The 14344-nt window shown below is 59.7% G+C and carries 13 protein-coding genes; 3 read left to right on the forward strand and 10 right to left on the reverse strand.

Annotated features, from left to right (window positions below; genetic code table 11):
• Positions 1–104: 104 nt before the first annotated feature.
• Positions 105–791, reverse strand: a complete 687-nt coding sequence (locus tag AC1DXW_RS07425) for a Crp/Fnr family transcriptional regulator (protein WP_477754291.1) — start codon at positions 789–791, stop codon at positions 105–107.
• An 83-nt stretch (positions 792–874) separates the two neighbouring features.
• Between AC1DXW_RS07425 and AC1DXW_RS07430 the strand changes: the two genes are divergently transcribed.
• Positions 875–1399, forward strand: a complete 525-nt coding sequence (locus tag AC1DXW_RS07430; RefSeq protein ID WP_477754290.1) for an Mpo1 family 2-hydroxy fatty acid dioxygenase — start codon at positions 875–877, stop codon at positions 1397–1399.
• Positions 1400–1507: 108 nt separating this feature from the next.
• Here the strand turns inward: AC1DXW_RS07430 and AC1DXW_RS07435 are convergent, their stop codons facing one another.
• The 6 genes from AC1DXW_RS07435 to AC1DXW_RS07460 form a co-directional block, all read right to left on the reverse strand.
• Positions 1508–2497, reverse strand: a complete 990-nt coding sequence (locus AC1DXW_RS07435; RefSeq protein WP_477754289.1) for a sulfate/molybdate ABC transporter ATP-binding protein — start codon at positions 2495–2497, stop codon at positions 1508–1510.
• Positions 2498–2500: 3 nt separating this feature from the next.
• Complete coding sequence (cysW, locus tag AC1DXW_RS07440) at positions 2501–3370, reverse strand: sulfate ABC transporter permease subunit CysW (protein WP_429397638.1); 870 nt, start codon at positions 3368–3370, stop codon at positions 2501–2503.
• Positions 3371–3382: 12 nt separating this feature from the next.
• Entirely contained in the window at positions 3383–4201 is an 819-nt protein-coding gene (gene cysT / locus AC1DXW_RS07445) for a sulfate ABC transporter permease subunit CysT (protein ID WP_007972956.1), read from the reverse strand.
• Between the two features lie 69 nt (positions 4202–4270).
• Positions 4271–5284, reverse strand: coding sequence for a sulfate ABC transporter substrate-binding protein (locus AC1DXW_RS07450; protein ID WP_223463259.1), 1014 nt, complete (start codon positions 5282–5284; stop codon positions 4271–4273).
• 74 nt (positions 5285–5358) lie between these two features.
• Positions 5359–5541, reverse strand: coding sequence for a sulfur starvation response protein OscA (oscA, locus tag AC1DXW_RS07455; RefSeq protein ID WP_056726967.1), 183 nt, complete (start codon positions 5539–5541; stop codon positions 5359–5361).
• Positions 5542–5830: 289 nt separating this feature from the next.
• Entirely contained in the window at positions 5831–7069 is a 1239-nt protein-coding gene (locus AC1DXW_RS07460; protein WP_477754288.1) for a putative bifunctional diguanylate cyclase/phosphodiesterase, read from the reverse strand.
• A 147-nt stretch (positions 7070–7216) separates the two neighbouring features.
• On the opposite strand from AC1DXW_RS07460, the gene desA reads away from it, so the two are divergent.
• On the forward strand, positions 7217–8401 hold the full coding sequence (gene desA, locus AC1DXW_RS07465) for a delta-9 fatty acid desaturase DesA (protein WP_477754287.1): 1185 nt from the start codon (positions 7217–7219) through the stop codon (positions 8399–8401).
• 231 nt (positions 8402–8632) lie between these two features.
• The gene (locus tag AC1DXW_RS07470; protein WP_477754286.1) at positions 8633–9622 is read left to right on the forward strand and encodes a GGDEF domain-containing protein; all 990 of its coding nucleotides are present in this window, start codon (positions 8633–8635) and stop codon (positions 9620–9622) included.
• A 122-nt stretch (positions 9623–9744) separates the two neighbouring features.
• On the opposite strand, the gene AC1DXW_RS07475 is transcribed toward AC1DXW_RS07470, so the two are convergent.
• The 3 genes from AC1DXW_RS07475 to gabD form a co-directional block, all read right to left on the reverse strand.
• Positions 9745–10959 (reverse strand): HDOD domain-containing protein, encoded by a 1215-nt coding sequence (locus tag AC1DXW_RS07475; RefSeq protein WP_477754285.1) that lies wholly within the window; start codon positions 10957–10959, stop codon positions 9745–9747.
• Between the two features lie 127 nt (positions 10960–11086).
• Positions 11087–12364, reverse strand: a complete 1278-nt coding sequence (gene gabT, locus AC1DXW_RS07480) for a 4-aminobutyrate--2-oxoglutarate transaminase (protein WP_223444247.1) — start codon at positions 12362–12364, stop codon at positions 11087–11089.
• A 196-nt stretch (positions 12365–12560) separates the two neighbouring features.
• A complete protein-coding gene (gene gabD, locus AC1DXW_RS07485; RefSeq protein WP_442097738.1) occupies positions 12561–14003 on the reverse strand; it encodes an NADP-dependent succinate-semialdehyde dehydrogenase in 1443 nt (480 codons plus the stop codon).
• Between the last annotated feature and the right edge of the window lie 341 nt (positions 14004–14344).

The raw sequence follows: 14344 nt of genomic DNA on the forward strand, positions 1-14344 counted from the left end.
GCATTACATACAGTGCATATATTGTCAAATTAACAACTATGCATTGTATTTAGTGCAGATTTTGATCGAAGTCCAGCTACATTTGCTGACGCCCTAATCAGGCATCAAACCATCGCCAACACCCGCAACCGCGCGGCATCGATAATTTCGATTTCGCCGTAACTCAGCCCGATGATTCCCTGCCCCTGCAAATCCTTGAGGATCTGGTTGGTGGTCTGGCGCGACAGCGACAGCATCGATGCCAACTGCTCCTGGGGCAGTTGCAGGACGCGACGCGGGGGGGCGGTCTCGCCATAACCTTCGGCGATCATCAACAAGCGGTGCGCCAGCCGTGCCGGGGCCGGCAACAGGCTCAACTGTTCGAGGTTGATGAAGGTCATGCGCAATTTCTGGCTCATCAGCAACGCCAGTTGCCGCCAGTGCTGCGGATGCTCGTCGAGCAGTGCCAGCAACGTATTTTGGGGAATATTCAGCAGTGTGCACTGGCCGACGCCGTAGGCATCGTGGGTGCGTGGCTGGCCATCGAACAGGCAGATTTCGCCGAACCAGTGCGGCGGCTCCACCAGGCTCAACAAGGCTTCCTTGCCCTGCTCGCTCACGGCACCGACGCGCACCGCGCCTTCAAGTACCGCGTACAGGCCACAGGGCGGATCACCGCGCTTGAACAGCCGCTGGCCCGGCGACAGGCGCCGCAACCTGGCCGCCGACAGCAGACTATCCTGTAGGGAATCAGGCAAATGGCTGAACCACTGACCGCTCATCAGGCGTGGACGCCAGACCTGCATATCCATGAAAACTCCTAGAGATTGTCGCCTGGCTGACAGAGCGGGAAATGAACCCGGGGCATGATCAATCACCCCACAGGAGAACAACAATGAAAAGCCTCGTCGACCACCTCAGTCAATACGCTGCCTACCATCGTGACCCGCGCAACATCGCATCGCACTTTATCGGTATCCCGCTGATCGTGGTGGCCGTTGCGGTGTTGCTGTCGCGGCCGCAGTGGTCGCTGGGCGGCGTGTGGCTGTCACCGGCGGTGCTTGTCTCGCTGGCATCGGCGTGGTTTTACCTGCGCCTGGAGTTGCGCCTGGGCGTGTTGATGACCGTGTTGCTCGGGCTGAGTGTCTGGGCCGGTCATGCGCTGGCGCAGCAAAGCACATTCGTCTGGCTCGCCAGCGGCATCGGCATGTTTGTGGTGGGCTGGGCGATTCAGTTTGTCGGGCATCACTACGAAGGACGCAAACCGGCCTTTGTCGATGATGTGATGGGGCTGATTGTCGGGCCGTTGTTTGTGGTGGCGGAGCTGGCGTTCATGCTGGGGATGCGGCATGAGCTCAAAGAGCAGATCGAGGCGCGGGCGGGTGGGGTGCGTCTGCGTCAGAAAAACGCTGCGGCGTAAGACGCCATCGCGAGCAAGCTCGCTCCCACAGTGAATCAGGGTTGAACACAATATTTTTGTGCCAACCCAAAACCCTGTGGGAGCGAGCTTGCTCGCGATGCTTTTGCTTTAAATGTTGGCAACCTTCTGCCAGACCTTCGGCTTGAAGAACAGCGTCTCGCCCTTCGCCAGACCGATCAGGCTGTCGTGATCCTTCACCACTTCGGCTTCGATCAGATCGCTCTGCCCTTCGACCTTCAGGGTCACCCGGGTCGTCGCCCCCAGTGGCCGAATGTCCCGCACTTCAGCCGCGTGATGGTCTTCCAGTTCATGGCGCGACAGCGACACCTCGTGCGGACGGAACAGCACGTGTTTATCCTCGCCCAGATGCAGACGGTTCGAATCACCGAGGAAGTGATAAACGAAATCGCTGGCCGGGTTTTCGTAGACGTCGCCCGGTGAGCCGATCTGCTCGATCACTCCCTTGTTCATCACCACGATGCGGTCGGCGACTTCCATCGCTTCTTCCTGGTCATGGGTCACGAACACCGAGGTCAGGTTGATATCTTCGTGCAGACGCGCCAACCAGCGGCGCAGTTCTTTACGGACCTTGGCATCGAGGGCGCCGAAGGGTTCGTCGAGCAGCAGCACTTTCGGCTCCACCGCCAGCGCTCGGGCCAACGCAATGCGCTGGCGCTGACCGCCGGAGAGTTGTTCCGGGTAGCGATCCGACAACCAGTCCAGTTGCACCATGTTCAGCAGTTCGTGAACCTTGGTTGCGATCTGGCTTTCGTTCGGGCGCTGGTTTTTCGGTTTCATGCGCAGGCCGAACGCGACGTTGTCGAACACCGTCATGTGGCGGAACAGGGCGTAGTGCTGGAACACGAAACCGACGTTGCGATCCCGTACGTCGTGGCCGGAGACGTCCTCACCGTGGAACACGATGTTGCCCTGGTCCGGGGTTTCCAGGCCGGCGATGATCCGCAGCAGCGTGGTCTTGCCGCAGCCCGACGGACCGAGCAGTGCGACGAGTTCGCCGCTCTGGATGTCCAGGCTGATGTTGTCCAGCGCCTTGAAGGCATGGAAGTTCTTGCTGACGTTACGCACTTCGATCGACATGAATTATTCCTCCGCGGCGCTGGCGCGCAGGCGGTTGATACGGTTTTCGCTCCACTGCTTGAGCAGCAGGATGAAGAGCGCCAGGATCAGCAACAGGCTCGCCACGGCGAACGCGGCCACGTGGTTGTATTCGTTGTAGAGGATCTCGACGTGCAACGGCAGGGTGTTGGTCACCCCGCGAATGTGCCCGGAAACCACCGACACCGCACCGAACTCCCCCATGGCCCGCGCGGTACACAACACCACGCCGTAGATCAGGCCCCATTTGATGTTGGGCACGGTGACATGCCAGAACATCTGCCAGCCGTTGGCCCCGAGCAGGCGCGCAGCTTCCTCTTCCTGGGTGCCTTGTTCCTGCATCAGCGGGATCAGCTCACGGGCCACGAACGGCACGGTGACGAAAATCGTCGCCAGCACGATGCCCGGCAGGGCGAAAACGATCTGGATGTCGTGATCCTGCAACCAAGGCCCGAACAAGCCTTGGGCGCCGAACATCAGCACGTACACCAGACCGGCAATCACCGGCGATACCGAGAACGGCAGGTCGATCAGCGTCACCAGCATGCTCTTGCCGCGGAACGAGTATTTGCTCACGCACCAGGCGGCGCTGACGCCGAACACCAGGTTCAGCGGCACCGAAATCAGCACGGCGATGACCGTGAGTTTCAGTGCCGACAGCGCGTCCGGTTCAAAGATCGCTGTGAAAAACGCCCCGAGGCCGAGCTTCAGCCCTTGGGACACCACGATGAACAGCGGCAGCAGCAGGAACAGCGCAAAAATCAGCCAGCCAAGGCCAATCAGGATTCGCCGCGAATTCGCACTGCCACGGCGGGCAGCGTTCGAGGAAGCGGCAGCAATAGACGATTGGGACATGGGTGCGCCTCCTTATGGGGTTTCGATGCGCCGCTGCAACAAGTTGATCAGCAGCAACAGGACGAAGGAAACCACCAGCATCAGTACACCAATGGAGGTAGCGCCGGTGTAATCGTATTGGTCGAGCTTGACCATGATCAGCAGCGGCAGAATCTCGGTTTTCATCGGCATGTTGCCGGCGATGAATATCACCGAACCATACTCGCCGACCCCGCGGGCAAAGGCCAGAGCGAAACCGGTGAGCCATGCAGGCAGCAGTGCCGGCAGCAGGATATGGCGGAAAACCTGCAAGGGTTTTGCACCCAGGCACGCTGCCGCTTCTTCCACTTCACGAGGAATATCCGCCAATACTGGCTGTACGGTACGTACCACGAATGGAAGTGTCACGAAAGTGAGGGCAAGGGTGATGCCCAGGGGGGTGTAGGCGATCTTGAAACCCAGATCCGCTGCAAACTGACCCACCAGGCCGGTAGGCGTGTACAACGCCGTCAGCGCAATACCGGCGACCGCCGTGGGCAACGCGAACGGCAAGTCGATCATTGCATCGATCACTTTTCGTCCAGGGAAGGTATAGCGCACTAATACCCAGGCCAGCAGCGTGCCGATGATGCCGTTGATGATCGCGGCACACAGGGCGGTGCCGAAGCTGAGCTTCAGCGCCGCCAGCACCCGTGGTGCCGAGATGATTGCCCAGAACTGATCCCAGGTGAGTTGAGCGGCATGCACGAACATCGCCGCCAGTGGTATGAGCACAATCAGGCTGAGGTACACCAAGGTGTAGCCCAGCGTCAGCCCGAAGCCGGGTATGACGGGGGAGATACGACGCGACATAAAAGTCCTTGGTTGAGAACGCACTGAGCCCCGGAGGTGAATCCGGGGCTCGTTGATGGCTATTTAATATTACTGTGCCTGATAGATCTGGTCGAACACGCCCCCGTCATTGAAGAATTTCGGCTGTGCGGCTTTCCAGCCGCCGAAGTCCTTGTCGATGCTCACCAGTTCCAGTTTCGGGAACTGCTGGGCGTACTTCGCGGCCACGTCCTTGTCACGTGGACGATAGAAGTTCTTCGCCGCGATTTCCTGGCCGGCCGGGCTGTACAGGTGCTTGAGGTAGGCCTCGGCGATCTGCTCGTTGCCCTTTTTCTCGGCATTTTTGTCGACCACCGCCACCGGTGGCTCGGCGAGGATCGACAGCGAAGGCACGACGATGTCGAACTTGTCGGCGCCGCCCTCTTCTTTCAGGGCCAGGAAAGCTTCGTTTTCCCAGGCCAGCAATACGTCGCCCTGACCGTTGTTGACGAAGGTAATGGTCGAACCGCGAGCGCCGGTGTCCAGCACTGGCACGTGCTTGAACAGGGTCTGTACGTATTCCTTGGCCTTGGCTTCGTCGCCGCCATTGGCTTTGAGGCCATAGGCCCAGGCCGCGAGGAAGTTCCAGCGTGCACCGCCGGAGGTTTTCGGGTTCGGCGTGATCACCGAGACGTCATTCTTGACCAGGTCGCCCCAGTCCTTGATGCCTTTGGGGTTGCCCTTGCGCACCAGGAACACGATGGTCGAGGTGTACGGCGTGCTGGCGTCCGGCAGGCGTTTTTGCCAGTCGGCTGGCAGGGTTTTGCCGAGTTTGGCGATTTCGTCGATGTCACCGGCCAGGGCCAGGGTCACGACGTCGGCACGCAGGCCATCGATCACCGCCCGACCTTGCTTGCCCGAACCGCCGTGGGATTGCTGGACCTTCACGGTGTCGCCGGCGTGGTCCTTCTGCCAGAACTTGATGAACTCAGCGTTGTAGTCCTGGTACAGCTCGCGGGTCGGGTCGTACGACACGTTGAGCAACTCGTAGTCCTTGGCAACGGCGGAACCGGCAAAAAGGGCGCTGGCCAGGGCGGCCAAAGCGAAATGACGAATCGACGACATGGTGAAAGCTCCTGGAATTCTTGGTGTGTTGGCTTTTCTTATGGGATATCGGAAATCGCGGTACCTGATTCGCCTCAGCCCGACTTGTTGCCCGGCTGCTGCAAACGGAATTTTTCTTTGCGTTCGATCTGCACCACCTGGGCGTTGTGCACAGTGATTTCCACGGCGCCAAAGCGCAGGTCGCGCAGGGCACTCTGGATTTCACGCAGGATGGTGGCTTCGTCTTGACCGTCGACGCTACGCAGGGATGCGCTCATATTGCTGCTCCTTCAACTGAGAGGTTGCCTCGCAGTGTCGGCACTGCTTGCGGCGTGAGAGCAATACTAGAGAGACACAGATATTCTTAAAAAGACTATTTAAGAATGTTTATATAACCAGAAGAGATTAACTGAAGGGACAAGGGCTTGAGGTGAATAGCCCACTTTCAGGGACACAGAAAAACCTGTGGGAGCGAGCTTGCTCGCGATGAGGGAGTGTCAGTCGCCAGAAATGTCGACTGATATTCCGCTATCGCGAGCAAGCTCGCTCCCACAGGGATTTTGTAAATCAGGCGATGACCGGGACATGAGCCCAATCCAGCTGCACCGCCGGCACCGGCCGCCCAAACCAATAGCCCTGACCCAGATCACATCCCTGTTCGAGCAGGAAAGCAGCCTGTTCGACCTGCTCGATCCCCTCGGCATGCACCTGCATGCCCATGCTTTGCGCCAGGGCAATGATCACCCTTGAAATCGCCGCATCGTCCTCATCCCACGGCAAACCGGCAACGAAACCCTGGTCGATTTTCAATTTTTGCACCGGCAGACGCTTGAGCCGCAGCAACGATGAATAACCGGTACCAAAGTCGTCGATGGCCAGGCGCACACCCAACTCGCGCAGACGATGCATTTGCTCCAGCGCGACTTCCGGGTCCTCCATCACCGCGCTTTCGGTTACTTCCAGCTCCAGAAACGCCGGCTCCAGCCCGGTTTCGCGCAAGACCTGCGCCACCTGCTGATACAGCTCACGACGGGCGAACAGGCGCGAAGAAACGTTGACCGCAACGAACGACAGCACCACTCCACTCTGCTGCCACTGGCACATCTGCCGGCACGCCTGCGCCATGACCCAGGCATCGATTTCAGCAATCAGACCGGTTCGTTCGGCGACCGGAATGAATTCCGCCGGCGACACCAGGCCCCGCTGCGGGTGCTGCCAACGCACCAGCGCCTCGACGCCAATCAGGCGACGGGGCTTGAGGTCGTGAACCGGCTGGTAATAAACCCGCAGCTCTTGCCGATCCAGGGCGCGGCGCAATTCGAAGGCAATCTCGAACCGTTGCTGGGCGTGGGCCGTCAGCTCTTCGGTGTACAGGGCATAATCATTGCGCCCCGCACTCTTGGCCTTGAACAGTGCAGAGTCGGCATTGCGCAGCAGTTGCTCGACGCTCAAGGCATCGCTGGGGAACAGGCCGATGCCGATGCTGGTGTTGGCGCGGTCGGTGAACAACAGGCGGTTCGGCAGGCCGGTCAGCGGATCGTGGTGCGCCAGGTGCATGCGGTCGGCATCGCGCTCACGCAATTTGTCGCCGCCCCCCAAGCACCGCAGCAGCCGCGCCCGGGCAATGAAGATCAACCCCGCGCTGAACAGCACCCAGACATAACCGTTGATCAGTTGCCATCGCAGTCGCTCGGCAGAGCTATCGAAGAAACTGTTTAATAAATAGCCACTGATCTGCAGCCAAACCGCAGAAAGCAACAGATAGAGCAGCGCTGCGCGCAAGGCATTGCGATAGGTGGCAGACATCCGGCGGCCCATGTCCCTACAAAAAGGTTGGAATGATGGTTTAAAGACACATCCAGCCACTCTTATCTGAAAGGGCGACTGGTTTTCTGTGCGGGCTTAGTGATAATGCAACGGCTGTTTTTTTCTTTATCGAGGGCCCTACAGCCTATGTGGTACGAAGGTTTTCTTGGCTTGTCCGCCTGGTCGCTGGTGGCAGTCACCCTGCTGATGACCCATGTCACAATCATCGCCGTAACGGTCTATCTGCATCGTTACTCGGCCCATCGCTCCCTGGAGCTGAATGGGGGCCTCAAGCATTTCTTCCGTTTCTGGCTGTGGCTGACCACGGCGCAGAACACCCGCGAGTGGACCGCCATCCACCGCAAGCATCACGCCAAATGCGAAACCGTCGATGATCCGCACAGCCCGGTCGTCAAGGGTTTGTCCACGGTGCTACGCAAAGGCGCCGAGTTGTACCGCGCCGAAGCGGAAAACCCCGAGACGCTGCGCATCTACGGCAAGAACTGCCCCGAAGACTGGATCGAGCGCAACCTCTACAGCCGCTACCCACTGCTGGGCATCGCGATCATGGGCGTTATCGACCTGCTGCTGTTCGGCACCATCGGCATCACCATCTGGGCCATCCAGATGATGTGGATCCCGGTGTGGGCCGCCGGCGTGGTCAATGGCCTGGGCCATGCCATCGGCTACCGCAACTTCGAATGCCGCGATGCGGCGACCAACCTGGTGCCTTGGGGCATCCTGATTGGCGGCGAAGAACTGCATAACAACCATCACACCTACCCTAACTCGGCAAAACTGTCGGTGAAGAAGTGGGAATTCGACCTGGGCTGGGCGTGGATTCAAGTCTTCAGCTTCCTGCGCCTGGCCAAGGTTCAACGGGTTGCGCCGATTGCCCATCGCGTCGAAGGCAAGGGCAACCTGGACATGGACACCGCCATGGCGATCCTCAACAACCGCTTCCAGATCATGGCCCAGTACCGCAAGTTGGTGATCGGCCCGCTGGTCAAGCAAGAGCTGGAAAAGGTCGATCACTCGGTACGTCACCAGTTCCACCGGGCCAAACGCCTGCTTTCGCGGGAGACCAGCCTGCTGGATGACAAACACCATGTACGCATCCAGAACATGCTCGAACACAGTCAGGCGCTGAAGGTAATTTACGAGAAACGCCTGGCCCTGCAGCAGATCTGGATCAAGACCAGCTCAAATGGTCACGACATGCTGGCGGCCATCAAGGACTGGGTACACGAAGCTGAAGCCAGCGGGATTCAGTCTCTGCGCGACTTCGCCGATCAGTTGAAAACCTACTCCCTGCGTCCTGCCGCTGTCTGATTGCAGCGCGCAGCCGCAAAACCTGTGGGAGCGAGCCTGCTCGCTCCCACATTGGTTTATCGCCTGACTGAAAAAATCGCGTCGCCAGTACCGCCCGGCGGGAGCCAGCTCACTCGCCACAAAAGGCGGGAACTTCATCTGAAAAGCCCTATCTCAAAGACACTTCGCCATCCCCGGCGGGCTTGATGTTGGCCGCGATCGCACGCGGCATGCCCTTTGAGATTTGTGTCGATGGACGAAAAAAACCTGCAAGACTCATCTCCGTCCCATTGGCCCGAGGCCGCGCAGACCCTGATGGCGCTCATGCACGCCCAAGGCGAAGTCGCACGCCTGAGCGAACGCGAACAGCTGTTCAACACCCTGCTGATGAGCGTCAACGCGGTGCTGTGGGCATTCGATTGGGAAACCCGCCGGGTGCTTTACGTCAGCCCGGCCTATGAGCGGATCTTTGGCCGTTCGGCCGATCTACTGCTGGCCGACTGCGATCAATGGCGCGACAGCATCTATCCCGACGACCTGGACTATGCCGAACGCAGCCTGGCCGAAGTGCTGGACAAAGGCGCCGTCGAAGACCGCGAGTATCGAATCATCGCCGCCGACGGACAGGTGCGCTGGCTCAGCGACAAATGCTACATCAACCGCCAGGCCGAGCCGGGGCAACCGGTGATCATCGTCGGCATTGCCGAAGACATCACCGACAAGAAGCGGATGGAAAGCGAGCTGCACCGCCTGGCCACCACCGACGCCCTGACCCAGAGCAGCAATCGCCGGCATTTCTTCGAATGCGCCCACCGCGAGTTCGCACACGCCCGGCAACGGGGCGAGCCGCTGTCGTTCCTGATGCTGGACATCGATGACTTCAAAATAATCAACGACACCTACGGTCACCAGGAAGGCGACAACGTGTTGCAACGCATCGCCGATAGCGGCCGCGCAGCGTTGCGCCGTGGCGACCTGTTCGGGCGCATTGGCGGTGAGGAATTCGCAGCGGTATTTCCCGGCTGTACGCCGCAGATGGCCCTGCAAGTGGCTGAACGCTTGCAACAGCAGATTCAGCGATTGCGTTTCACCCATGAAGGCCAGACGTTCGGCATCACCGTCAGCCAGGGCCTGACCAGCCTGACCGCCGCGGACGAAAACGTGGAAAACCTGTTTTCCCGCGCGGATGCCGCGATGTACCAGGCCAAGCGCGAGGGCAAGAACCGGATTGTCACTGCCTGACAGGATCACCCAGGAACCCTGTGGGAGCGAGCTTGCTCGCGATGGCGGACTATCAGTCGACATTGATGTTGAATGTCAGCCCCTCATCGCGAGCAAGCTCGCTCCCACAGGGGGTGGTGTACTTACTTCCTGCGCAAACGCATCAACTCCGGCAAGCCAATCTTGAGCAACCGCGCCGTCCGGCTCTTCGCCAGTTCCTCGATGCCCTCATGCTCAGTCAGGCGCGCCATCTGCGCCGCCATGTTCATCACCAGCGCTTCGCGGGAATAAACCCCGCCACCGAGCTGGTAGGCCGCCGCAATCAGCTCCCGCAACTCCAGTGGCAGGCGCCAGCGCGTGCGCAGGGCCGAACCATAGGCCGCGCCAAATTCAACCAGCGCTTCGCCCACTTCCTCCAGCTCGTCCAGTTCACCACCGGCCTGCTTCCATTCCTGCAAACAGCGCAGCAACGCCAGATCGCCGAGACGGTGCAACATGCCGGCGCAATAGCAGCGCTCCTGATCCAGATCGAGCAAGCGCGCCAGGGTTCGCGCGTATTCGGCGGTATGCAGGGACAGATCCCAGTATCGCTCAGCATAGTCGGCCAGTTGCGGATCGCTGAGCCGGGCACTGCGCTTGAGCGCCAGCCCGAGAATCAGGTTCATGCTCTGCCCGGTGCCCAGGCGATGCAGCGCCTGGGACAGGGTTTGCACAGCGGCGCCGTGGTGCTGGGCCGCGCTGCTGGCAGCGGCGATCAACACGGCCGTGACCTGCGGATCGGTGCGGACTTCGTCTTCCAGCACCGTCAGGTCGAGGCCATTGGGATTGAGGCTGCGTTTGACCGCCACTTGCACGTCGGTCATCAGCGGCGCGCCGTCGGCCAATTCCCGGCGACGCTCCAGAAACACCGACAGCGTCATGCCCGGTGCCAGCGACGGCACTTCGCACGAGACTTCTTCGCCAGCATTCAGCAGCAACCCCTGCAACCGATGGGTCAGGCTTTCCATATTCAGGGGTTTGGTCAAGTAAGCGGCCGGTGCCAGCGGCAAGACCTCGCGCACGCTGGCACTGTCGTTGCGGCTGCTCATCAGAATGAACGGCAGCGGCGGATTGCGTTTGCGCTGTCGTATATTGCGCAGGACATTCAGGCCATCGACACCGGGCAACTCCCAGTCGGCGATCACCAGGTCATAGGGGTTGGCAGCCAATAGCTCCAGCGCTTGCTGGCCATCGGCGCACAAATCCAGCCGCGCATCGCAGCGTACGTTCAACAACACTTCCTTGAGCAAATCCCGGGACCAGGGGTCGGCCTCGGCGATCAGGACTCTTGGAACGGCGGGTAAAATGACGGTTGTCATACAGCTCTCCCTGGCGATGCAGGAACCTTAGCCAATGCTGGCCATTCGATACAGCGCTAATGGGTTTCCAGGGACATGAAAAAACCCGCCGAAGCGGTTTTTTTGTGGATCAGGTCACACTGGGTGATCAGAGCTCGGAGAAGCACTCTTCGATGATCGCCAGGCCTTTGTCCAGTTGCTCGTCCGGCGAAGTCAGCGGTACCAGGACGCGCAGAACGTTGCCGTAGGTACCGCAGGACAGCAGGATCAGACCCTTGTCGCGAGCCTTGGCCACAACCGATGCCACGGCTGCAGCGTTCGGCTTGTGGCTGTCGCCGTTTTCGAACAGCTCGACAGCGATCATCGCTCCCAGGGCACGGACTTCGCCGATCACCGGGTACTTGGCCTGGATGGCCTTCAGGCCGGTTACCAGACGCTCGCCAACAGCCTTGCAACGATCCAGCAGGTGCTCTTCTTCGAACACTTCCATTACGGCCAGGGCCGCGGCGCAAGCGATCGGGCTACCGGCGTAGGTGCCGCCCAGGCCGCCTGGAGCGATGGCGTCCATGTATTCGGCCTTGCCGCACACACCGGCCAGCGGGAAGCCGCCAGCGATGGATTTGGCGAAGGTGGTCAGGTCGGCAGCAACGCCCATCTGTTCCATGGCGAAGAAAGTACCGGTACGGCCAGCGCCAGTCTGTACTTCGTCAGCGATCAGCAGGATGCCGTGCTGGTCGCACAGGGCACGCAAACGCTTCATGAACTCTTTAGGCGCGACGTAGAAACCGCCTTCGCCCTGAACCGGCTCGATGATGATCGCGGCGATGTCTTTCGGCTCGGCGTCGTTCTTGAAGATGCGTTCGATGGAAGCGATCGAATCGTCGATGCTCACACCGTGCAGTTCGTTCGGGTACAGCGCGCGGAAGATGCCGCCTGGCATCAGGCCCATGCCGGCCGAGTAAGGCACGACTTTACCGGTCAGGCCCAGGGTCATCATGGTGCGACCGTGGTAAGCGCCGGTGAACGCGATCACGCCGGCACGGCCAGTAGCGGCACGGGCGATCTTGATCGAGTTTTCCACGGCTTCGGAGCCGGTGGTCACCAGCAGGGTTTTCTTGTCGAAATCACCTGGGACCTTGGCGTTGATTTTTTCGCACACTTCCACGTACGGCTCGTAGGCCAGAACCTGGAAGCAAGTGTGGGTCAGCTTGTTCAGTTGCTCGGTCACGGCAGCGATGATTTTCGGGTGCACGTGGCCGGTGTTCAGCACAGCAATACCGCCGGCGAAATCGATGAACTCACGACCTTCAACGTCGGTTACGGTCGCGTTCTTCGCGGAATCGGCGAAGATCGGGTGAATCTGGCCAACACCACGTGGAACAGCAGCGGTACGGCGGGCCATCAAAGAAGCGTTAGTCTTGCTCATACATTCCTCATTCACCGCTCATCGGGCGGCGTGGTTCAAGGATAAAGCGACGGGGAGCAACGGCGGCAGCATGCGATGATCGACTGCCACAGCGTTCCCGGCCACCGAGAAAATTCCGGTTTTACGCACGCAAAGGGACAGCGCTCTCGTGCCCTTTGCGTTTCAAGCAATGCCTTCCCGGCTTATACCTTCGAGCTTAGATGCCCAGGCAGAGGTATTTGATTTCCAGGTAATCTTCGATGCCGTACTTGGAGCCTTCACGGCCCAGGCCCGAGGCCTTGATGCCGCCGAACGGTGCGACTTCGTTGGAGATCAACCCGGTGTTGACGCCGACCATGCCGTATTCCAGGGCTTCAGCCACACGGAACACGCGACCCAGGTCACGAGCATAGAAGTACGAGGCCAGACCGAACTCGGTGTCGTTGGACATCGCGATCACATCGGCTTCGTCTTTGAAGCGGAACAGTGGAGCCAATGGACCGAAGGTTTCTTCCTTGGCCACGGCAGCGTTATTCGGCACGTTGGTCAGAATGGTCGGCTCGAAGAAGTTACCTTCCATCGACTTGCCGCCGGACAGCACGGTGGCGCCTTTGGCAACGGCGTCGGCAATGTGCTCTTGCACCTTGGCCACGGCTTTTTCGTCGATCAGCGGGCCAGTGGTGGTGCCTGCTTCCAGACCGTTACCGATCTTGAGCTTGGCCACAGCCACTTTCAGCTTCTCGGCGAACGCGTCGTAGACCGAATCCTGAATGTACAGGCGGTTGGCGCAGACGCAGGTCTGACCGTTGTTGCGATACTTGGAAATGATCGCGCCTTCGACGGCCTTATCCAGGTCCGCGTCGTCGAACACGATGAACGGAGCGTTGCCGCCCAGTTCCAGGGACACTTTCTTGATGTCCTTGGCGCATTCCGACATCAGTTGACGACCGATTTCGGTCGAACCGGTGAAGGACAGCTTGCGCACGATCGGGTTGCTGGTCAGCTCGCTGCCGATGTCGCCGGCGCTGCCGGAAACAACGCTGAACACGCCAGCCGGGATCCCGGCACGCTGGGCCAGTTCGGCCAGGGCGAAAGCGGAAAACGGAGTTTGCGAAGCAGGCTTGAGCACCATGGTGCAACCGGCGGCCAGGGCCGGGCCGGCTTTACGGGTGATCATTGCAGCCGGGAAGTTCCACGGGGTGATGGCAGCGGTCACGCCGATTGGCTGCTTGATCACGATCAGGCGCTTGTCTGGCTGGTGGCCCGGAATCACGTCACCGTAGATGCGCTTGGCCTCTTCGGCGAACCACTCGATGAAGGAAGCGGCGTAAACGATTTCGCCCTTGGCTTCGGCCAATGGCTTGCCTTGCTCCAGGGTCATCAGGCGAGCCAGGTCGTCCTGGTTCTCGATGATCAGCTCAAACCAGCGACGCAGCTTGTTTGCACGTTCCTTGGCGGTCAGTGCACGCCAGGCCGGCAGCGCTTTGTCAGCAGCTTCGATCGCACGGCGGGTTTCGGCAGCACCCATTTTCGGCACGGTGCCCAGAATTTCGCCCGTTGCCGGGTTGTTGACCTTGATCGTCTGACCATTGTCCGCATCAACCCACGCGCCATCGATGAAGGCTTGCTGGCGGAACAACTGGGTGTCTTTAAGCTGCATGTCGGCTTTCCTTAACAGCACCGCGCACGCGCGGAGCAAATTATGATTGTTGAAAGGCGCCTCGATAGGCTGCCGTCAGGGAAATCATTCACCGGGCTGAAGCACATAAATAGCGCACTGATTGAACTCGTGCGGTTCAGCACCCAGATAAGAGCGTTTGAAATCTCAAACGAATCCTAGGATCAAAGGGGGTAAAGGACAATAGCCTGTTCGAAAAAAAGAACGAAAACGACGCTTTTGCCTATTTTTTCTGATCAACGTAGCAAACGTCCGTTACGCTTGTAATAAACGCAGGCGAATCAGCAGCATGGACGCCCGCAATGCATATGAGTATCATGGCG

The sequence above is a fragment of the Pseudomonas sp. P4_C4 genome, assembly GCF_056402055.1.

Excerpts from the sequence above, each read along its gene's own strand:
- AC1DXW_RS07425 (WP_477754291.1), bottom strand. The coding sequence starts at position 791 with ATGGATATGCAGGTCTGGCGTCCACGCCTGATGAGCGGTCAGTGGTTC.
- AC1DXW_RS07430 (WP_477754290.1), top strand. The coding sequence starts at position 875 with ATGAAAAGCCTCGTCGACCACCTCAGTCAATACGCTGCCTACCATCGT.
- AC1DXW_RS07435 (WP_477754289.1), bottom strand. The coding sequence starts at position 2,497 with ATGTCGATCGAAGTGCGTAACGTCAGCAAGAACTTCCATGCCTTCAAG.
- cysW (WP_429397638.1), bottom strand. The coding sequence starts at position 3,370 with ATGTCCCAATCGTCTATTGCTGCCGCTTCCTCGAACGCTGCCCGCCGT.
- cysT (WP_007972956.1), bottom strand. The coding sequence starts at position 4,201 with ATGTCGCGTCGTATCTCCCCCGTCATACCCGGCTTCGGGCTGACGCTG.
- AC1DXW_RS07450 (WP_223463259.1), bottom strand. The coding sequence starts at position 5,284 with ATGTCGTCGATTCGTCATTTCGCTTTGGCCGCCCTGGCCAGCGCCCTT.
- oscA (WP_056726967.1), bottom strand. The coding sequence starts at position 5,541 with ATGAGCGCATCCCTGCGTAGCGTCGACGGTCAAGACGAAGCCACCATC.
- AC1DXW_RS07460 (WP_477754288.1), bottom strand. The coding sequence starts at position 7,069 with ATGTCTGCCACCTATCGCAATGCCTTGCGCGCAGCGCTGCTCTATCTG.
- desA (WP_477754287.1), top strand. The coding sequence starts at position 7,217 with ATGTGGTACGAAGGTTTTCTTGGCTTGTCCGCCTGGTCGCTGGTGGCA.
- AC1DXW_RS07470 (WP_477754286.1), top strand. The coding sequence starts at position 8,633 with ATGGACGAAAAAAACCTGCAAGACTCATCTCCGTCCCATTGGCCCGAG.
- AC1DXW_RS07475 (WP_477754285.1), bottom strand. The coding sequence starts at position 10,959 with ATGACAACCGTCATTTTACCCGCCGTTCCAAGAGTCCTGATCGCCGAG.
- gabT (WP_223444247.1), bottom strand. The coding sequence starts at position 12,364 with ATGAGCAAGACTAACGCTTCTTTGATGGCCCGCCGTACCGCTGCTGTT.
- gabD (WP_442097738.1), bottom strand. The coding sequence starts at position 14,003 with ATGCAGCTTAAAGACACCCAGTTGTTCCGCCAGCAAGCCTTCATCGAT.